Origin of the sequence: Streptomyces sp. NPDC059718 (assembly GCF_042733315.1) — a bacterium.
GTDB lineage: Bacteria > Actinomycetota > Actinomycetes > Streptomycetales > Streptomycetaceae > Actinacidiphila.
Genome location: NZ_JBHWGA010000010.1, coordinates 189,139 through 208,458 on the forward strand (window position 1 = coordinate 189,139; position 19,320 = coordinate 208,458).

A 19,320-nucleotide genomic window follows, 5' to 3' on the forward strand; every position below is an offset into this window, starting at 1 on the left:
CCGCGGCCCAGTCAGATCGTGGACGCGTCGATCACGAAGCGGTAGCGCACGTCGCTGGCGAGGATGCGCCGGAAGGCCTCGTTGATCCGGTCGGCGGGGATCAGCTCGATCTCCGCGCCGAAGCCGTGCGCCGCGCAGAAGTCCAGCATTTCCTGCGTCTCCGCGATGCCGCCGATCAGGGAACCGGCGATGATCCTGCGGCCGGTGATCACGGAGAAGAGGTCCAGGGAGATCGGCTCCTCGGGCAGGCCGACGTTCACCAGGGCGCCGTCGGTCTTCAGCAGCTTGAGGTAGGCGCCGAAGTCGAGCGGGGCCGAGACGGTGGACAGGATGATGTCGAAGGTGCCCTCGAGCTCCTCGAACGTCCTCGGATCGCTGGTGGCGCGGTAGTGGTCGGCGCCCAGCCGCAGTCCGTCCTCCTTCTTGCGCAGGGACTGCGAGAGCACCGTCACCTCGGCGCCGAGCGCATGGGCGATCTTGACGGCCAGGTGACCGAGGCCGCCCATGCCCAGGACCGCCACCTTCCTGCCCGGTCCGGCGCCGAAGTGCCGGAGCGGTGAGTAGGTGGTGATGCCGGCGCAGAGCAGGGGCGCGGCCACGTCCAGGGAGAGGCCGTCGGGGATGCGCAGGACGTAGTTCTCGTCGACGACGATGGCCCGGGAGTAGCCGCCGTAAGTGGGCTCGCCGTCCTTGCCGACCGCGTTGTACGTGAAGGTCATGCCGCCGCCCGTGCAGTACTGCTCCAGGCCCGCCTTGCAGTTGTCGCAGGTGCGGCACGAGTCGACCATGCAGCCGACGCCCACCCGGTCACCGGCCTGGAACTTCGTGACGCCGGGGCCGACTTCGGAGACGACGCCGGCGATCTCGTGGCCGGGGACCATCGGGAAGATCGCCTCACCCCAGCCCTCGTCGACCTGGTGGATGTCGGAGTGACAGATGCCGGCGTATTTGACGTCGATCAGGACGTCGAACTCGCCGACCTCGCGACGCTCGATGGTGGTGCGCTCCAGCGGGGACTTGGGAGCGTGAGCGGCGTACGCGTGGGTGGTGCTGGTCATGTCCGTGGTCTCCTCAAGGATTGATGCCATCACGTTCGGTGATCGCGGCAGGCGGCGGCAGCCTCGATGCGCTCGGGGACGCCGTCTGCGGGAGGGGAGGGGGACCGGTGACGGGGGCTCGGCTGGATCCGTGCCTGCCCGGTGGGCCTCCGCAATCCAGGACACCACGCGGGAACCGGGCCGCAGGGGCCGCTTTCCGGCCCTGACCTGCCGGGGAATCGGCTGCGTAGGACTCGGCGACCCCCTTTCCCGGGTCGCCCGCGCCACCTGGCGAGCGAGAATGGACGCATGGCCCGCAACGTCGAGCTCAGCGAGTTCCTGCGTCGATCACGCGCCCGCATCTGCCCCGAATCGGCCGGGCTGCCCGAACGGGGCGCCTACCGGCGGGTGCCGGGGCTGCGCCGGGAGGAGGTCGCCCAACTGGCCGGAGTGAGCACCGACTACTACACGCGGCTGGAGCAGGGGCGGCAGATCAGCCCCTCGGCCGGTGTGCTGGAGGCGGTGGCCGCCGCGCTGCGGCTCGACGACGCGGAACGGGCCCACCTGTTCGACCTCGCCGGGCCGAGGCCCGGCACCGCCCGCCGCCGCTCGGCGCCGACCGTCCAGCGCGTCAGGCCCGGGATGCGGCGGTTCATGGACTCCTTCGTCGACCAGGCCGCCTTCGTCCTCGGGCGCCGCACCGACGTGCTGGCCACCAACCACCTGGCCCGCGCGCTGATGGCCGATTTCGACGCCATGCCGGTACGCGAGCGCAACCTCACCCGCTGGATCCTGCTGGACGAGGCCGCCCACGCCCTGTACCCGGACTGGGAGCAGGTCGCCGCCGAGATGACCGCCACCTTGCGTCTCGACGCCGGCCGTCACCCCGAGGACACCCGCACCGCCGAGCTGGTGGGCGAACTGGCCATGAAGAGCGAGCACTTCCGCCGCTGGTGGGCCGACCACAAGGTCTTCGACCGCACCCACGGGACCAAGCGTCACCACCACCCCGTCATCGGCGACCTGACCGTCGACTACCAGGCGTTCACGATGCCGGGTGAGCCCGACCAGACCCTGTTCATGTACCTGCCGGCGCAGGAACAGGCCTCGCAGGACGCCTGGAAGCTGCTCGCCAGCTGGAGCGCCCGGGAACCGGCGGCACGACGGGACGCCGGCGGCCGCAGCGGCGCTCCCGCGCGCGCCGACAACACCCGGGGCTTCGACCGGCGTTCCGCCTGACGCGGGCGGCGCTGGTGCCGGTACCGGTGCCGCGCTTCAGCCGCGGGGGACGGCGAAGTCGTCGAGGCGGGCGCGTTCCGGGGTCAGGGCGGACCAGGGACCGGGCCAGGTGAGGACGGCGAGGGCGGAGGTCGGGAACTTGTCGGCGGCGCGGAGCAGGGCGTCGGCACGGGCCTCGCCGGTCAGGCGCAGGACGAGGTCCTGGACCCCCGGGTTGTGGCCGACCAGCAGGAGTGACGCGGCGTCGTCGGGGGCCTCGCGCAGGACGTCGAGGAGGGCGCGGGCGGTGGCCGCGTAGACCCGCTCGTCGAGGCGCACCGGCGGGGGCGGCGTGGCGCCCAGGGCCTCGGCGGCGAGTTCCCAGGTCTCCTGGGTGCGCCGGGAGGTCGAGCAGATCACCAGGTCGGGGGTGTGCTTGCCCTCGCGCAGCCAGCGGCCGACGGCCGGGGCGTCACGTCGGCCGCGGGGGCCGAGCGGGCGGTCGTGGTCGGGGACGTCCGGCGGCCAGGCGGACTTGGCGTGCCGCAGCACGACGAGCCGTCGCGGTCCCTCCGTGCGGCGCCTCACGACCTCACCCCGCCGACCTCGCCGGTCAGCTCCAGGGCGAGCACCCGGTCCGCCTGGGCGAAGGTCTCGAAGCGGGAGCCGTCCGGCAGGGCGGTCTCCGTCTCCAGCCGGTCGAGGGCGGCCAGGTAGGCGGCGGTGTCGAGGTCCGCGCTCAGGGCCTCCTGGAGACGCTCCACGTACTCGGCGCACATCGGTCTGGACGGCGATTCGGCCCAGCGGGCCACGGCGCCGCGCCAGTGCCGGAGCGCCGCGTCCGCCGCCTCAAGGGTCCCCGGGGTCAGCTCCGCCGGGGCCCGGCGGTCCAGACGGAGCAGCGCCAGCCGTACGCCGGGCCCCGCGGTTACCTCGTCCGGGTGAACCGGTCCCACGTCCAGGCGGGGGTCGCCGGTCTCGGTGCCCGCGGGTGCGACGTGCACCCGGGCAGGTCCGGCGAGCGCCTCCTCGGCCTCGGTCACGTCGTCGCCGCGTGCCGCGCCGGGCTTGATGCCCAGTGCCGCCGCGGCCGCGTCCAGGGCGGGGTCGGGCGGGCCCACCGAGGCCACCAGCACCTGCCCGCCGTGGGTCTCCACCGTACGCGCCAGGACGTCCGCCAGCAGCAGCACCCTCAGCGCGGTCGTCCCGCCCACGGCACCGGTGTGGGCCAGCACCCGCAGCGGAACGCGCCGCCCCGGGTCCAGTTCCACGGACTTGCCGCTCCTGCCGTCCACGATGCGCAACACGCCTCCGAATCTAACCCGTACGGCTCACCGGCGCAGGTGCCCTCACCGGGTGACGGGGTCTCGCGCGGCGCTCGGGCGCAGGGGGGACGACGCGCCGCCCGGCGGGCCCGGCCGGACCGCCGGCCGCCCCGTACCGGGGCCGCTCCGGCCGCACGCGGACGTCCGCCAAGTGCCGCGCGGGCCCACAGGACTTCCGGCCGGCCGACGGGAGGCACCCCCGCGCGCCCAAGTACCTCCGTCGCGGCGGAGGATGGGCCGCCGGGCAGGCCCGGACGGCGTCGAAGGGCCCGACGCCCGCGCCGCGGTGGTCCCGGGTACCGCAGGGACTGGGTCGACGAAGGCCGTGCCGTCCCGGAACCAGCCTGTGCGGGTTGTTTGCGCCTGCGGCGGGCTGTCCCCCGCCCGCCCTCCCTCCCCCAGCCTTCGGCCGGGGGGACCCCCATCCGGCGCGATTGGTGCGGGCTTCGCGCGGTTCGTGGTGGGCCGGGGTCGCCCCAAGTGCCTCATTCACCCCCCACCGGCCGTCATGCGCCCACACAACGGGAGGGGGTGTGGCGGGGTGCCCCCACAGGCGACGAGCGGAGCACGCGGTACCCAATGACGTAGACCAGCGCCGCGAGCGCCGAGGTGGGGGTCCCCCCGGCCGAAGGCTGGGGGCGTACCCCGGCGCGGCACCGACCCCATACGTACGCAGCGAGGCGGTCACTGACCGCGCCGGGCAATCGGGCGGGAGGCGGGGAAACCGCCCGCCGCAGGCGCAACGCACCCGCACACAACCACCGGGCAGCCCGGCGCAGCCGCCCGCAACCACAGCGGCGCCGGACGTGGTGCCCCGGCCGCCGCCGGAGTCCCGGGGGACGGTCAGTCGTCCTCGGCGGACGCCGCGGTGTCGCGGTCGGGGCCCTGCGCACGGACGCGCTGGACGTGTTCCAGGGATTCGCGCAGGTCGCCGAGCCAGGTGTCGGTGTTGCCGCGGACGAGGCGGACGCACCAGGCGAGGGCCTCGCTGCGGCTGCGGGCGACGCCGCCCGCGACGAGGGTGTCGAGGACCTGGCGCTCGGGCTGGCGGAGCCGGGTCATGACGGGGACGGAGACGGTGGTGTACATGGCCCGGCGCCCGCCGCACTCCACGCCCCAGGAGACCTTGCGGCCGAAGCGGTGTTCCGCCTCGCGGGCGACGGCGACGCGGTCCTCGCGGGTGCGCTCCCGGAACTCGGCGATCCGTCCGTCGAGCGCGGCCTCGCGTTCCACCTGCGACGCGTCGGCGCCGACCGCGGGTTCGGGGATGCGGCCGACGACGGTGATCTCCTCGCGGTCGACGGCCACGTCCACGAGCGCCTCGAACAGTCCGTCGGGGAGCCGCCCGGCGAGCCAGCCGCGCAGCGCTTCCTTCTGTTCGCTGGTAATCATGTAATCAACATTACGCCTTGGATTTCCGAGCGCAAGGGCCCCCTGAAACTCGCGTCCGAGGCGTCGCGTTGTCCGCGGGCGCGACTTACAGTTGCGCGTATCGGAGCAGAACGGGGGATTCGCCACGCGGCGCCTCTGGGAGGGCATATGACCCGCATCTCGGTGAAGGTGGACGGCACGGCCTACGAGGACGAGGTGGAGCCCCGCCTCCTGCTCGTCCATTACCTGCGCGACCGGCTCGGTCTGACCGGTACCCCCGTCGGGTGCGACACCACGAACTGCGGTGCCTGCACGGTGGACCTCGACGGGAAGAGCGTGAAGAGCTGCTCGGTGCTCGCCGTCCAGGCCGACGGCGGCGAGGTGACGACGATCCAGGGGCTGGCCTCCGCCGACGGAGAGTGGCACCCGCTGCAGAGGGCGTTCCACGAGCAGCACGCCCTGCAGTGCGGGTTCTGCACCCCTGGCATGATCATGGCCGCCCGCGACCTGCTGCGGGAGAACCCCGACCCCACGCCCGAGGAGGTCCGCGAGGGCCTGGAGGGCAACCTCTGCCGGTGCACGGGCTACATGAACATCGTGCGCGCCGTGCTGGCCGCCGCCGCCGAGGAACGCCGGCACCAGGCGCCCGAGCCCGGCGCCGTGGCCGAGCACGCCGAGCCCAGCACGGCGGGAAGCGGGGCGCCGGTATGACCGACCAGCTCACCGGACGCGAGCCCGAGGTCGGCCGCGCCCGGGTCCGCAAGGAGGACGCCCGGCTGGTGACCGGCCGGACCAACTGGACCGACAACATCACCGTCCCGGGCCTGCTGCACATGGCGATCCTGCGCAGCCCCATGGCGCACGCCCGCATCGAGCGGATCGACGTCACGCCCGCCCTGGAGCGGCCGGGGGTCGTCGCCGCCTACAGCGGCCGCGACCTGGCCGAGGGGCTCGGGTCGCTGCCGTGCGCCTGGCCCGTCACCGAGGACATCGTGCTGCCCGAGCACCCGCCCGTCGCCGTCGACGAGGTCCGCCACACCGGCGACCCGGTCGCGGTCGTCGTCGCCCGGGATCGCTACGCGGCCGCCGACGCGCTGGAGGCGATCGACGTCGACTACGAGCCGCTGCCTCCGGTCCTCGACATGGAGGCGGCGCTCGCCGAGGGCGCCCCGCTGGTCCACGCCGACAAGGGCACCAACCGCTGCTACACCTGGCCGCTGGCCACCGGCGAGGACTACGCGACCGTGCGCGAGCGGGCCGACGTCGTGCTGCGCCGGCGCTTCGTCCAGCAGCGGCTCATCCCCAACGCCATGGAACCGCGGGCCGTCGTGGTGGTGCCGCCGGACACCTCGGACCAGTACACCCTGTACTCCGCGACGCAGATCCCGCACATCGTGCGCGTGATGATGGCCGTCGTCACCGGCATCCCCGAGCACCGGCTCCGGGTGGTCGCGCCGGACGTCGGCGGCGGCTTCGGCTCCAAGCTCCAGGTGTACGGCGAGGAGGCGCTCGGCCTGGCCGTCGCCCGCAGGCTGGGCCGCCCCGTGAAGTGGACGGAGTCCCGCTCGGAGGGCTACCTGGCCACCCACCACGGCCGCGACCAGATCCAGGACCTCGAACTCGCCGCGACGCGCGAGGGGAGGCTGCTCGGACTGAAGGTCGACCTGCTCGCGGACATGGGCGCGTACCTGATGATCGTGACGCCGGGCGTCCCGCTGCTCGGGGCGTTCATGTTCCCCGGCATCTACAAGATGGACGCCTACGACTTCACCTGCACGGGCGTCTTCACCACCAAGACCCCCACCGACGCGTACCGCGGGGCGGGCCGCCCCGAGGCCACCTTCGCCATCGAGCGCATGATGGACGAGCTCGCCGCCGAACTCGGCATGGACCCGGTGGAGGTGCGCCGCCGCAACTGGATCGGCCACGACGAGTTCCCGTACACCACCATCGGCGGACTGACCTACGACAGCGGGAACTACGAGTCGGCGACGGACAAGGCGCTCGCCCTCTTCGGCTACGACGACCTGCGTTCCGAGCAGCGCAAGCGGGAGGAGCGCGGCGACCGGGTGCGGCTCGGCATCGGGGTGTCGACGTACACGGAGATGTGCGGGCTCGCGCCCAGCCGGATCCTGCGCGACCTGCGCTACGGCGCGGGCGGCTGGGAGGCGGCGTCCATCCGCATGCTGCCCACCGGCAAGGTGGAGGTGCTGACCGGCACCAGCCCGCACGGCCAGGGCCATGTGACCAGCTGGAGCCAGATCGCGGCGGACGTGCTGGGCGTGCCCTTCGAGGACGTCGAGGTGCTGCACGGCGACACGCGCACGGTGCCGCAGGGCATGGACACCTACGGCTCGCGCTCGCTGGTCGTCGGCGGGGTGGCCGTGCACCGCGCCGCGCGGAAGGTGGTGGACAAGGCCCGCAAGGTCGCCGCGCACCTGCTGGAGGCGAGCGAGGACGACCTGGACTTCGCCGACGGAGTCTTCTCGGTCAAGGGCTCGCCGGAGGCGCGCAAGACCATCCAGGAGGTGGCGTTCGCGACGTTCACCTCGCACGACCTGCCCGACGGGCTGGAACCGACGATCAACGCCGAGCACGTGGAGGACCCGGAGGCCTTCTCCTACCCGCACGGCACGCACCTGTGCGCGGTGGAGGTGGACACCGAGACCGGCCGGGTCCGGATCCGCAGTTACGTGTGCGTCGACGACGTCGGAAAGGTCGTCAACCCCATGATCGTGGAGGGCCAGGTGCACGGCGGTCTCGCCCAGGGCATCGCCCAGGCCCTGTTCGAGGAGGCCGTGTACGACGCGGAGGGCAACCTGGTGTCCGGCACCATGGCCGACTACCTGGTGCCCAGCGCCGCCGACCTGCCCGACTTCCTCACCGACCGCACCGAGACGCCGGCGACCACCAACCCGCTGGGCGTGAAGGGCGTCGGCGAGGCCGGGACGATCGCCTCGACCCCCGCGGTGGTCAACGCCGTGGTCGACGCCCTGCGGCCGCTGGGCGTCGTGGACGTGAAGATGCCGTGCACGCCCGAACGGGTCTGGCGGGCCCTGCGGGACGCGCGGTCCGCCCGGCCGGAGGAGGACGGCTCATGATTCCCGCGTCGTTCGACTACGCCAGGCCCCGCTCCGTGGAGGAGGCGGTGGGGCAGCTCGCGCTCGCCGGGGAGGACGCGAAGGTGCTGGCCGGCGGCCAGAGCCTGCTGCCGATCCTGCGGATGCGGCTCGCCTTCCCCGAACTCCTCGTGGACGTCGGCCGGATCCCCGGCCTGCGCGGGGTGCGGGCCGACGGGGACACCCTCGTCATCGGCGCCCTGACCTCGCACCACGACGTCGTGCACGACCCGCTGGTGCGGCGGCACGCCGGGCTGCTGGCCGCCGCCACGGCCACGGTGGCCGATCCGGCGGTGCGTCACCGCGGCACGATCGGCGGCGCCCTCGCCCATGCCGACCCCGCGGGGGACGTCCCCGCGGCCGTCCTCGCCCTCGACGCCGAGCTGGTCGTCCAGGGGCCGGACGGGCGGCGGACCGTCCCGGCGCGGGAGTTCTTCACCGACTACCTGCAGACGGTGCTGCGGCCCGACGAACTGCTGGTGGAGGTACGGGTGCCCAAGACGGACGCCTGGGGCTTCCACTACGAGAAGTTCCAGCTCAGCGCTCAGGCCTGGGCGGTGGTGGGGGTGGCCGCGCTGGTGCGGAGGGACGACGGCCGCATCGTCGAGTCCCGGGTCGGGCTGTCGAACATGGGGCCCACCCCGGTGCGCGCCACCGCCTGCGAGACGGCCCTCGCCGGTGCCGACGCCGTACCGGAGGCGGTGGCCTCGGCCGCCGACAGCGCGGCGGAGGGCACCCGTCCGGCGTCGGACCTGTCGGCGTCCGCGGACTACCGGGAGCACCTGGTGAGGGTGCTGACCCGCAGGGCCGTCCTCGCCGCGGCGGACCTGACATGAGGAGCGGACGCAGCGCATGACCTGGCCGGCGCACGGGATTCCGCCGGGGTGGACCGCCCCGGCGGGACCCTCCTGCGGGCCGCTTCCCGTGACGACGTCACGCGCCGGGGCGGTGGGGCCCCACGGCGCCGGCGCCCCGGCACCCGCCGCGGCGCCCCGCGACGCCGCCCCGCCCGTCGCCGCCACCGCCGGGCTCCCGGCGCACACGACCGGCCCGCTTCCGGGGATCGCCGGCCCCGAACAGATGCGGGCCCGGCTGGAGGAGACCGGCTACCTGGTCGACGACGGCCTGGCCGTCGCCTGCTACCTGGCGCTGACGCTGCACCGTCCGATCTTCTGCGAGGGTGACGCGGGCGTCGGCAAGACCGCGTTGGCGCACGCGCTCGCCGAGGCGCTCGGCGCGCCGCTGATCCGGCTGCAGTGCTACGAGGGCATCGACGCGTCGCAGGCGCTGTACGACTGGGACTTCCCCCGTCAGTTGCTGCACCTGCGGGCGGCCGAGGCGGCGGGCGTCAGCGACCCGGAGACCCTGGAGGGCGAGCTCTACAGCCGGCGGTTCCTGCTGGCGCGGCCGCTGCTGCGGGCCCTGGAGACCAGCCCCTCGGTGCTGCTGGTCGACGAGATCGACCGCGCGGACGACGAGTTCGAGGCCTTCCTGCTGGAACTGCTGTCGGAGTACTCCGTCACCGTCCCCGAACTGGGCACCCTGCGGGCGCAGTCGCCGCCCGTGGTGGTGCTCACGTCCAACCGGACGCGCGAGGTGCACGACGCCCTGAAGCGGCGCTGCCTGTACCACTGGTTCGACCACCCCGGCTTCGAGCGGGAGCTGGCGATCGTACGGCGCAGGCAGCCGCACGTGGCGGCGCGGCTCGCCGCGCAGGTGACGGCCGTGGTGCAGTGCCTGCGGGAGCAGGACCTGGTGCGGCCGCCCGGGGTGGCGGAGACCATCGACTGGGCGGAGGCGCTGGCCGCGCTGGGGGCGACCGAACTCGACGCGGACCTGGCGATGACCACCCTCGGCTCGGTGCTGAAGTACCGCGAGGACGCGGAGCGGGCACGCTCGCTCGACCTGTCGGAGATCCTCGCCGCGCGGGCGGGCGGGTCGCGGTGAGCACGATGCGCGCGGTCACGGCGGACGGCACGGCGGGGGTGGTGGGCTTCGCCCGCGCCCTGCGGGCCGCCGGGGTGCCGGCCGGCCCGGACCGGGTGGCGGCGTTCCTGGCCGCGCTCGGCCGGCTCGACCCGTCGCGGCGCCGCGACGTGTACTGGGCGGGACGGCTGACGCTCTGCGGCGGCCCGGACGACCTGGAGCGCTACGACCGGGTCTTCGCTGCCTTCTTCGACGGCGGGCGGCCGCCGCACCGCCGGGTGCGTCCGGCGGTCCGCCCGGTGCGCCCGCCGGCGGTGGCGCGTGCCGTGACCGGGGAGCGCACCACCGGTGAGGAGGCGGGTGACGGGCCCACCGCGACCGCGCTCGCCAGCGCGACGGAGGTGCTGCGGCACCGTGACGTCGCCGCCATGACCGCGCTGGACCGGGCCCAACTGCACCGGCTGCTGGCGGTGTTCGCCCTGGACGGCGAGCCGCGCCGTACCCCCCGGCGCCGTCCGGCGCGTCGGGGGGACGTGGATCCGCGGCGTACCGTACGGGAGTTGCTGCGCCGGGGCGGCGAGCCTGCCGCGCTCCCGCGGCGGGCCCCGGCCCGCAAGCCGCGCCGGGTGGTGCTGCTGCTGGACGTCAGCGGCTCGATGGCCCCGTACGCGGACGCGCTGCTGCGGTTCGCGCACGCCGCCGCGCACGGTTCGCGCGGCCGCACGCCCACCGAGGTCTTCACCCTCGGCACCCGGCTCACCCGGGTCACCCGCGAGATGGCGCGCCGGGACCCGGACGCCGCGATGGCCGCGGTCGGGGCGGCGGTGCCCGACTGGAGCGGCGGGACCCGGCTCGGGGAGACGCTGCGGGCGTTCCTGGACCGCTGGGGGGCACGGGGGACGGCGCGCGGCGCGGTCGTCGTGCTGCTGTCGGACGGCTGGGAGCGCGGTGACCCCGACCTGCTGGCCGCGCAGATGCGGCGGCTGGCACGGCTGGCGTACCGCGTGGTGTGGGCCAACCCGCGCAAGGCGAGGCCCGGGTACGCACCGCTGGCGGCGGGGATGGCGGCGGCGCTGCCGAGCGTCGACGCCTTCGTGGAGGGGCACAGCCTGGGCGCGCTGGAACGTCTGGCCGCCGTGGTGAGAGGAGCCGACGGTGCGTGAGATCCTTCCGGCGCTGAACGACTGGTACGCCTCGGGAACCCCCTTCGGGCTGGCCACGGTCGTGGCGGTGAGCCGCAGCGCGCCGCGCGGACCGGGCGCGGCCATGGCGGTGGGGCCGGACGACGAGGTCGTCGGCAGCGTCTCCGGGGGCTGCGTGGAGGGCGCGGTCTTCGAACTGGCCAAGGAGGTCGTCGAGTCGGGCGAGGCCCGGCTGCACACCTTCGGCTACAGCGACGCCGACGCCTTCGAGGTCGGCCTGACCTGCGGCGGTGAGATCACCCTGCTGGTCCGTCCGGTGTCCCCGGCCACGGACACGGGCTTCGGCGAGGTGGCGGCCTCCGTCGCCGCGCACCGCCCCGTGGTCACCGCGACGGTGCTGGACGGTCCCGCGCCGCGCGGCGCCGCGCTCACGGTGTGGCCGGACCGGGTCGCGGGCACCCTCGGCTCGGAGGGCCTGGACGCGGCGGTCACCGACGACGCCCGCGGTGGGCTGGCCCAGGGCGCGACCGGGCAGCGCCACTACGGACGGCACGGCGAACGGCGCGAGGACGACGTGACGGTGTTCCTGCAGTCCTTCGCCCCGCCGCCGCGGATGCTGGTGTTCGGCGCGATCGACTTCGCGGCGGCGGTGGCGCGGATCGGGCTGTTCCTGGGCTACCGGGTGACCGTCTGCGACGCCCGTCCGGTGTTCGCGACCCCCAAGCGCTTCCCCGAGGGCGTGGAGGTCGTCGTGGACTGGCCGCACCGCTACCTGGGCGGCACGGAGACCGACGACCGCACGGTGGTGTGCGTCCTCACCCACGACCCCAAGTTCGACGTGCCGCTGCTGGAGGTCGCGCTGCGCCGCCCCGCCGCGTACATCGGCGTCATGGGCAGCCGGCGGACGCACGACGACCGGCTCAAGCGGCTGCGCGACACGACGCTGGCTCCGGCCGAACTGACCCGGCTGCGCTCGCCGATCGGGCTGGACCTGGGCGCGCGCACCCCCGAGGAGGTCGCCGTGTCGATCGCCGCCGAGATCATCGCATTGCGCTGGGGCGGCAGCGGCACCCCGCTGTCGGGCACGGCCGGCGCGATCCACCCTCCGGTGCTCAGGCCGGTGTGACGAGGAGGAGATCAATGGAACTGCACCACGAGTTCGAGGTCCCCGTCCCGGTGGCGGACGCCTGGCGGGCGCTGCTGGACATCGAGCGCGTCGCGCCGTGCATGCCGGGCGCGACGGTGGAGGAGTACGACGGCGAGACCGTGAGGGGCGCGGTGAAGGTCAAGGTGGGCCCGGTGACGGTGACCTACCGCGGCACGGCGGTCTTCGAGGAGCGGGACGGGACCGCGCACCGCGTCGTGCTGGCCGCCCGGGGCAAGGAGGTCCGCGGCCAGGGCACGGCGCGGGCGACGGTGACCGGCACCCTGGCGGAGAAGGACGGCGCGACGGTCGTCTCGGTGACGACCGACCTCGCCGTGACCGGCCGGCCCGCGCAGTTCGGGCGCGGCGTGATGGCGGAGGTCGGCGACCGCATCATCGGCCAGTTCGCCGACTGCCTCGCCGGCCGGCTGGCCGCCCCGCAGCCTTCTGCCGGGGGCGAGGACGCCACCGAGGACGCGCCTCCCGCACCGGCGATCCACGAGGACGAACCCATCGACCTCCTGCGCATCGCCGGCGCCCCGGTCGCCAAACGCGCCGCGGCCGCCGGTCTGCTGGCCGCGGCCGCCGGTGCGCTCGTCGTCTTCCTGCTGCGCCGCCGCCGCTGACGCGGATGCGGGCGATGCCCGGCCGGTGCCTGGCCGGTGCCGGTGGGCAGCGAGAGGCCGGCGTAGACCTGGTTGGGAACGGTGCGCAGCAGGGCGTCGGCCGTGGTGCGGGCGGACTCAGAAGTTGATCATGTGGCCGGCGAGGCCGTGGACCGCTTCCTGGACGGCCTCGCTGAGCGTGGGGTGGCCGTGGACGTTGCGGGCCAGTTCGTTCGCCGTGAGGTCCCACTTCTGGGCGAGCGTCAGCTCGGGCAGCAGCTCGGTGACCTCGGGGCCGATCAGGTGGCCGCCCAGGAGCTCGCCGTACTTCGCGTCGCTGATGAGCTTCACGAAGCCGCTCGCGTCGCCGAGGCCGTGCGCCTTGCCGTTGGCGGTGAAGGGGAACTTGGCCACGCGCACGTCGAGTCCGCGCTCACGGACCTGCGCCTCCGTCCACCCGAAGCTGGCGATCTGCGGCTGGCAGAAGGTGACGCGCGGGATCATCACGTAGTCCAGGGACATGGTCTCGGCCTCCGCGATGGTCTCGGCGGCGACGACGCCCATGGCCTCGGCGGCGTGCGCGAGCATCAGCTTCGCCGTGACGTCGCCGATGGCGTAGATGTGCGGGACGCTGGTGCGGCAGAACTCGTCGATGTCGATGGCACCGCGCTCGGTGAGCCTGACCCCGGTCTGCTCCAGGCCGTAGCCGGAGATCCGCGGCTGGAAGCCGATGGCCTGGAGCACCTTGTCGGCTTCGAGCGTCTGCCGCTGGCCGCCGGTGGTCACCATGACCTTGACCGAGTCTCCGGCGTCGTTGATCGCCTCCACCCGGGTCGAGGTGAGCACGTCGATGCCCAGCTTGCGGTACTGGCGGGCGAGTTCGGCCGACACCTCCTCGTCCTCCAGCGGCACGATCCGGTCGAGGAACTCCACGAGGGTCACCTTCACCCCGTAGTTGTGCAGGACGTACGCGAACTCCACGCCGATCGCGCCGGCGCCCGCGATGAGGATGCTCCGCGGGAGCGTGTCCGTCATGATCTGCTCCTCGTACGTCACGACCCGCTCGCTGAGCGAGGTGCCGGGGAGCAGTCTGGTGGTCGCGCCGGTGGCGATGATGCAGTGGTCGAAGGTGACGGTCTCGCTGCCGCCGGAACCCAGCGCGACGTGCAGGGTGTGGTCGTCGGTGAAGGTGCCGTGGCCCTCGAACTTCGTGATGTCGTTCTTCTTCATCAGGAAGTGGACGCCCTTGACCCGGCCGTCCGCGACCTTGCGGCTGCGCGCGAAGGCCTCGCGGTAGTCGAAGCTGACCTCGCCGTTCACCCGGATGCCGAAGGTCCTGGCCTCCTTGGTGAAGATGTGCGCCAGTTCGGCGTTGCGCAGCAGGGCCTTGGAGGGGATGCACCCCACGTTGAGGCACACCCCGCCCCAGTAGCGCTCCTCGACGATCGCCGTGCGCAGGCCCAGCTGGGCGGCCCGGATGGCGGCGACGTACCCCCCGGGACCCGCGCCCAGGACGACGACGTCAACGTGTGTGCTCATGCGGCGACCCCTGTGTGGACCACGGTGCGGAAGCTCGAGCGGGCCGGACGGTCCCGTCGCCCACGATCACGCGCCGGGGGCGGCCGCGCAACACGGGGGTGGCGTCCGCCGCGTCACGTCGGCCGCCCGGCGTACGTCCGGGTCTTGGGCGGCTCAGTTGTCCGCGACGAACTGGCGGGCGAGCGCGTCGCCGATGGAGACCGCCTGGGCGTGGCTCTCGATCGGCGCGACGGAGGAGTTCTTGAAGAGGATGTACGTCACGCCGGACTCCGCCCCGCCGGTCTCCGGGTCGGGGTCGATCCCGAGGGCCTGCGCGGTGGCGTAGGAGGCCTCGCCGATGATCGCGGTGGGGCCGGTGTCGCCGACGACGGCGTACTCGACCCGGCCGCCGTACACGACGGCGACCACGCCGCCGCCCTTGATGCCGGCGCCGCGGTAGTCCCAGGTGCCGCTGGGGCTGGGGACGACGACGTAGGGGAGCGTCTCGGCGTTGAGCGGGCGGCCGTCCGACTGGTGGAAGGCCGTGTCGTCCTGGAACCACGGGTCGGTGTCCCAGTTGCAGCGGGCGGTGACCTGGCCGTCGCAGTCGATGTCCATGTCGGCCTTCCAGAACACGGCGCCGTTGGCACCGCAGACCGGGACGGTGGCGGAGGTCTCCTCGTCGGTGCGGTACCTGCCGCTGGAGATCTGCGGACAGCCGTTGACCTCGGCCAGTAACTGGGCGGCCGTGACCGAGCCCTCCTGGGGACTGCGGGGGGACGACCCGGCGGCCCCGGCGGCGGGGGTGAGGAGGGCGGCCAGCAGGGTGGCTCCGGCCCCGGCGGTGGCCAGTGCGAGGCGCTTGCGCACGAGGGACTCCTTCCGTTAGGAAACTTTCCTAACCCACAGCTTGGCATCTTGTCCGGGCCATGCCAAGAGGACGAAGGTCCCGCCGGTGAAGGACCCGAAGATGACCGAAAGACCGAGGGCGCGCCGCCGCGCGCCCCCTACGGTGGGGGCTGATCCGCGTGCCCGGCATGCACGCAGCCGGCCCCAGGAGGTACCACCGTGGCACTGACGACCCGCGCGACCCGAGCCCTCGGAGCAGTCGCGGCGGTGACGCTCGCCGGAGCCACGCTCGCCGCCTGCGGCACGGAGCACATGATGCAGAGCGCCGGCAGCGCCGCCTCGGCGCCCTCCGTGCGGCCCGCCTCGCCCTCCGCGCCCTCCGCGCCGTCGTCCGCGCCCTCGTCGGCCCCCGCCGCGACGCCGTCCACGGCGCCCGGCGCCCCGTCCGGCACGCCGGGCGCGGCCCGCACCCCGGCGGGCACCGCGCACCACGACGACCCGCACCACGACGCCGCGCACCGCGGCGCCGCCGCCCCGGGGACCGCCCGGCCGCAGGCCCCCGCGCTCGGCGCGGACCCGCGGCGCGGCGGCACGGGGGCCCACGGCACCGCGGTCCAGGCCCCCGCCCACGGGACCTCCGTGACCGCGCGCTCGATCCAGCACGGTGTGGAGGTCCCGGGCAGGTCGGTGGCCCTCACCTTCGACGACGGCCCGGACCCGGTGTGGACCCCCAAGGTCCTGGACGTGCTCGCCCGGCACCACGCCAAGGCCACCTTCTGCGAGATCGGCCCCAACGCCAGGGCCCACCCCGACCTGGTGCGGCGGATCGCCGCCGCGGGCCATCGGCTGTGCGACCACTCCGTCCACCACGACGAGGCGCAGAGCCGCAAGTCGCAGGAGTACAACCGCCACGAGATACTCGACGCCCAGAGCGAGATATCCCGCGCCGCCGGCTCCGGCGACACGGCGCTGTGGTACTACCGGGCCCCCGGCGGCGACTTCTCCCCCGCGATCCGCGCCATCGCCGCCGACCACGGACTGCGCCCGCTCGGCTGGACCGTCGACTCCGACGACTGGCGCCGCCCCGGCGCGGACGCCATCCTCGCGACCGTGAACTCCGAGCTGAAGCCGGGCGCCATCGTGCTCATGCACGACGGCGGCGGCGACCGCAGCCAGACGGTGCAGGCACTGGAGACCCTGCTCGACCGGCTCGACGCGGCCGGCTACACCTACACCTTCCCCCAGCGCTAGATCCGCGGCCCGGGCCCGGCCCGCCGGGGAGCGCCCGCGTGCGGAGCTGGTCGAGGATGGGGGAAACGGAGGACACGACCCGCGTTCTTCTCACACCCCGTGACGATTCCCTGCACACGGGCTGCGCCGGGGCCCCGGAGGCGGTGTAATGACCACGTGGTCAGCGACGGCGCGAAAGGACGCAGAGTTCGGGCGCTGTCCGCCGAGCTCGCGCTCAAGACGCTCCGATCCGACCTTGGCCAGTCCGCCCGCCTGCGATCCGTCATCGAACAGGCGCTGGTCTTCACCGGTGCGACCCACGTAGCCGTGTACGCACCCTCGGAGACCGGCGGGGAGTTGTGCCTGGTCGCCTCGGCCGGGGTGCCGCGCACCCTGCACGGGCTGCGCCAGAGCTACGCGACGGACGGCGGTTCCCCCATGGCCGTCTCCGTGCGCCAGGACCGCGTGGTGTCCGCGGGGCCCGCGGAGGTCGCCCGGCTGACGGGGAACGGGACGCCGGAGCCGCTGGAGGTCTCGCTGACCGCCCTGCCGCTGCGGGCGGACCATGTGAGCGTCGGCTGCCTGGTGGCGGTCACGGACCAGCCCGGGGGCTTCGACACGGAGGACCGGCAGCGCCTCGAACTGTTCGCCACCGCCATCGGCCACCCCGGCCCCACGCCCGGCGACGCGTGCGGCGACACCGACCCGATGGCCGGGGCGGAGTCCCGGGGCACCGGGTTCACCCTCGACATGGACACCGGCTGGATCAACGTGGGCGACGACGTGCTCGCCCTGTTCGGCCTGGAGCCCTCGGGGTTCGACGGCCGGGTGGAGACCCTGCTCGCGCTGACCCTCCCCGAGGACCTGCCCGCGCTGATGTCGGTGGTGGAGGCCGGGCACATGGCCACCGGCGACCGCGAGCTGGAGTTCCGCATCCGCCGGCCCTCCGGGGAACTGCGCTGGCTACGGCTGCGCGGGCGGGTGCTGTTCGCCCCGGACGGCCGCCCCGTACGACTGCTGGGCACGGTCGGGGACGCCTCGCGGATGCGCGCCGGGGTCAACGACGTGGGCCGGGTGCAGCAGCTCGCCGCCGACCTGGCCGTCGCCGCGACCGTACGGGACGTCAGTGCGGTGGTGGTGACGGCGCTGCGCCGCCCGCTGAACGCCGACCGGGTCGCGCTCGCCGAACTGGAGAACGACCGGCTGGTGGTCACCGTCCTCGACCCTGCGGACCCCTCCGCGTGGCCCGAGGTGTGGCGCACCGAATGGCGTTCGGAATGGCCGGACGCGCCGACCCGGGCCATGCCCACGCTGGCGACCGCGCTGCGCGAGGGCCGGGTCGCCTTCTGGCCGGCCGGGGCACCGCTGGAGTCCACGCTGGCCGGGGTGGGCCCCGGCGGACTCGCGGTGCTGCCGCTCCCCGCGGCCGGACGGGTCGTCGGCTGCTGCCTCATCGGCTGGGACGAGCCCCACGAGTTCGGCGCGGACGAACGCGCCGTGCTGACCGCCGCGGCCGGGCTGGTCGGCCAGGCGCTGGTCCGCGTACGGGCCTTCGACGCCGAGCACGAACTGGTCGGCACCCTCCAGCGCACCCTGCTGCCGCGCCGGCTCCCGGTGCTGCCGGGCGGGGTCGCGGTCGCCCGGTACCTGCCGACGACCGGCGGGCTGGAGGTCGGCGGCGACTGGTACGACGTCATACCCCTGCACGACCACCACGTCGCCCTCGTCATCGGCGACGTCCAGGGGCACAACGCCGGGGCCGCGACGCTCATGGGCCAGATGCGCACCGCGATCCGCGCCTACGCCGTGGAGGGCCACTCCCCCGACGTCGTCGTGTCGCACGCCAACCGCCTGCTCATGGGCATGGAGACCGACCTCTTCGCGACCTGCTGCTACGTCAGCATCGACATGGAGGAGGGCAGTGCCTGGTGCGTGCGCGCCGGTCACCTGCCCCCGGTGCTACGGCTCCCGGACGGCACCACCCTGACCGTGGAGGGCGACGGCGGGCCCCCGCTGGGCGTCGTCGACGACGCGGACTTCCCGCTGATCCCGCTGCGGCTGCAGAACGGCACCGTCCTCGCGCTGACCACGGACGGCCTGGTCGAGTCCGCCGAGCTCCCGATGGACGAGGGCGTCGCGCGGATGTCGCGCGAGCTGTCCGAGGCCGACCCCTCCCACCTGGGCCGCATGGCCGACGCCCTGCTGAGCAACGCCACCCGCAGCGACGACATCGCGCTGCTGCTGATGCGTTACGACGGCATGGCCGTCAAGCCCGTGCGCGAGAGCTGGACGGTGTGGCGGCTCCCCGACGCCGCCTCGCACGCCCGCCGGTTCACCGCCCGCACCCTGCGTGCGTGGGGGCTCGGCGAGGCGGCCGACACGGTGCTGCTGGTCGTCTCCGAGCTGGTCACCAACGCCCTGGTGCACACCGAGGGCCAGGTCCGCCTGGACATCACGCTCACCGGCGACCGGCTGCGGATCGCGGTGGGCGACGGCTCGCCGCGGACGCCGGTCAAGCCGGCGATCATCAACTGGCACGACACCGGCGGCCGCGGCATCCTCCTCGTCGAGGCGATGTCGGCGGCCTGGGGCACGATGCCGCTCAGCGGCGGCAAGCAGGTGTGGTGCGAGATCCCCGTCCACCCCCCGCACATCGACCCGGGCAGCGGCAGCTGACGCGGCCCGCCGTGGGGGCGCGCGAGGAACCCGGTGCGCCGGCGGCAGTTGCGCCGGCGCATGACGCGGCCGGGGCTGCGGCACAGGTGACGCGCAGTCGCCGCGGCGGGTCCAAGGACCCGATGCCACGCCCGGTGTGCCCTTTTTCCCAGGCCTCTCC

The 19,320-nt window shown here is 74.3% G+C and carries 16 protein-coding genes; 10 read left to right on the plus strand and 6 right to left on the minus strand.

The window, feature by feature from the left end; translation table 11 throughout:
- Window positions 1–11: 11 nt before the first annotated feature.
- Window positions 12–1,058, minus strand: coding sequence for an NAD(P)-dependent alcohol dehydrogenase (locus ACFV3E_RS14530; RefSeq protein ID WP_500534999.1), 1,047 nt, complete (start codon window positions 1,056–1,058; stop codon window positions 12–14).
- 288 nt (window positions 1,059–1,346) lie between these two features.
- Between ACFV3E_RS14530 and ACFV3E_RS14535 the strand changes: the two genes are divergently transcribed.
- Window positions 1,347–2,276, plus strand: coding sequence for a helix-turn-helix transcriptional regulator (locus ACFV3E_RS14535; protein ID WP_500535000.1), 930 nt, complete (start codon window positions 1,347–1,349; stop codon window positions 2,274–2,276).
- Window positions 2,277–2,312: 36 nt separating this feature from the next.
- On the opposite strand, the gene ACFV3E_RS14540 is transcribed toward ACFV3E_RS14535, so the two are convergent.
- The 3 genes from ACFV3E_RS14540 to abmR form a co-directional block, all read right to left on the minus strand.
- Window positions 2,313–2,843 (minus strand): SixA phosphatase family protein, encoded by a 531-nt coding sequence (locus tag ACFV3E_RS14540; protein WP_499515137.1) that lies wholly within the window; start codon window positions 2,841–2,843, stop codon window positions 2,313–2,315.
- Complete coding sequence (locus ACFV3E_RS14545; protein WP_500535001.1) at window positions 2,840–3,562, minus strand: hypothetical protein; 723 nt, start codon at window positions 3,560–3,562, stop codon at window positions 2,840–2,842. Before ACFV3E_RS14545 ends, ACFV3E_RS14540 begins: the two co-directional genes overlap by 4 nt.
- Before the next feature lie 861 nt (window positions 3,563–4,423).
- Window positions 4,424–4,972 carry an ATP-binding transcription factor AbmR gene (gene abmR, locus ACFV3E_RS14550; protein WP_500364304.1) on the minus strand — a complete coding sequence of 183 codons (549 nt, stop codon included), beginning with the start codon at window positions 4,970–4,972 and terminating at the stop codon, window positions 4,424–4,426.
- A 147-nt stretch (window positions 4,973–5,119) separates the two neighbouring features.
- Between abmR and ACFV3E_RS14555 the strand changes: the two genes are divergently transcribed.
- Genes ACFV3E_RS14555 through ACFV3E_RS14585 form a run of 7 tightly spaced genes read left to right on the plus strand, consistent with a single transcriptional unit; the run spans window position 5,120 to window position 12,908 of the window.
- Entirely contained in the window at window positions 5,120–5,662 is a 543-nt protein-coding gene (locus ACFV3E_RS14555) for a (2Fe-2S)-binding protein (protein WP_326571469.1), read from the plus strand.
- Window positions 5,659–8,052: a xanthine dehydrogenase family protein molybdopterin-binding subunit gene (locus ACFV3E_RS14560; protein WP_500535002.1), complete on the plus strand. Its 2,394-nt coding sequence runs from the start codon at window positions 5,659–5,661 to the stop codon at window positions 8,050–8,052. Before ACFV3E_RS14555 ends, ACFV3E_RS14560 begins: the two co-directional genes overlap by 4 nt.
- Window positions 8,049–8,906 carry an FAD binding domain-containing protein gene (locus tag ACFV3E_RS14565; RefSeq protein ID WP_500535003.1) on the plus strand — a complete coding sequence of 286 codons (858 nt, stop codon included), beginning with the start codon at window positions 8,049–8,051 and terminating at the stop codon, window positions 8,904–8,906. Before ACFV3E_RS14560 ends, ACFV3E_RS14565 begins: the two co-directional genes overlap by 4 nt.
- Before the next feature lie 16 nt (window positions 8,907–8,922).
- Window positions 8,923–10,017 (plus strand): AAA family ATPase, encoded by a 1,095-nt coding sequence (locus tag ACFV3E_RS14570; protein ID WP_500535004.1) that lies wholly within the window; start codon window positions 8,923–8,925, stop codon window positions 10,015–10,017.
- A 5-nt stretch (window positions 10,018–10,022) separates the two neighbouring features.
- Complete coding sequence (locus ACFV3E_RS14575) at window positions 10,023–11,159, plus strand: vWA domain-containing protein (protein WP_500535005.1); 1,137 nt, start codon at window positions 10,023–10,025, stop codon at window positions 11,157–11,159.
- On the plus strand, window positions 11,152–12,264 hold the full coding sequence (locus ACFV3E_RS14580) for an XdhC family protein (RefSeq protein WP_500535006.1): 1,113 nt from the start codon (window positions 11,152–11,154) through the stop codon (window positions 12,262–12,264). Before ACFV3E_RS14575 ends, ACFV3E_RS14580 begins: the two co-directional genes overlap by 8 nt.
- 14 nt (window positions 12,265–12,278) lie before the next feature.
- On the plus strand, window positions 12,279–12,908 hold the full coding sequence (locus ACFV3E_RS14585; protein ID WP_500535007.1) for an SRPBCC family protein: 630 nt from the start codon (window positions 12,279–12,281) through the stop codon (window positions 12,906–12,908).
- 117 nt (window positions 12,909–13,025) lie between these two features.
- Here the strand turns inward: ACFV3E_RS14585 and lpdA are convergent, their stop codons facing one another.
- Window positions 13,026–14,426 carry a dihydrolipoyl dehydrogenase gene (lpdA, locus tag ACFV3E_RS14590; RefSeq protein WP_500535008.1) on the minus strand — a complete coding sequence of 467 codons (1,401 nt, stop codon included), beginning with the start codon at window positions 14,424–14,426 and terminating at the stop codon, window positions 13,026–13,028.
- A gap of 153 nt (window positions 14,427–14,579) precedes the next feature.
- Entirely contained in the window at window positions 14,580–15,275 is a 696-nt protein-coding gene (locus ACFV3E_RS14595; protein ID WP_500535009.1) for a glycoside hydrolase family 75 protein, read from the minus strand.
- A 198-nt stretch (window positions 15,276–15,473) separates the two neighbouring features.
- Between ACFV3E_RS14595 and ACFV3E_RS14600 the strand changes: the two genes are divergently transcribed.
- Both ACFV3E_RS14600 and ACFV3E_RS14605 read left to right on the plus strand, forming a co-directional pair.
- Window positions 15,474–16,505 carry a polysaccharide deacetylase family protein gene (locus ACFV3E_RS14600; RefSeq protein WP_500535010.1) on the plus strand — a complete coding sequence of 344 codons (1,032 nt, stop codon included), beginning with the start codon at window positions 15,474–15,476 and terminating at the stop codon, window positions 16,503–16,505.
- 156 nt (window positions 16,506–16,661) lie between these two features.
- A complete protein-coding gene (locus ACFV3E_RS14605; RefSeq protein ID WP_500535011.1) occupies window positions 16,662–19,160 on the plus strand; it encodes a SpoIIE family protein phosphatase in 2,499 nt (832 codons plus the stop codon).
- The last annotated feature ends 160 nt before the right edge of the window (window positions 19,161–19,320 follow it).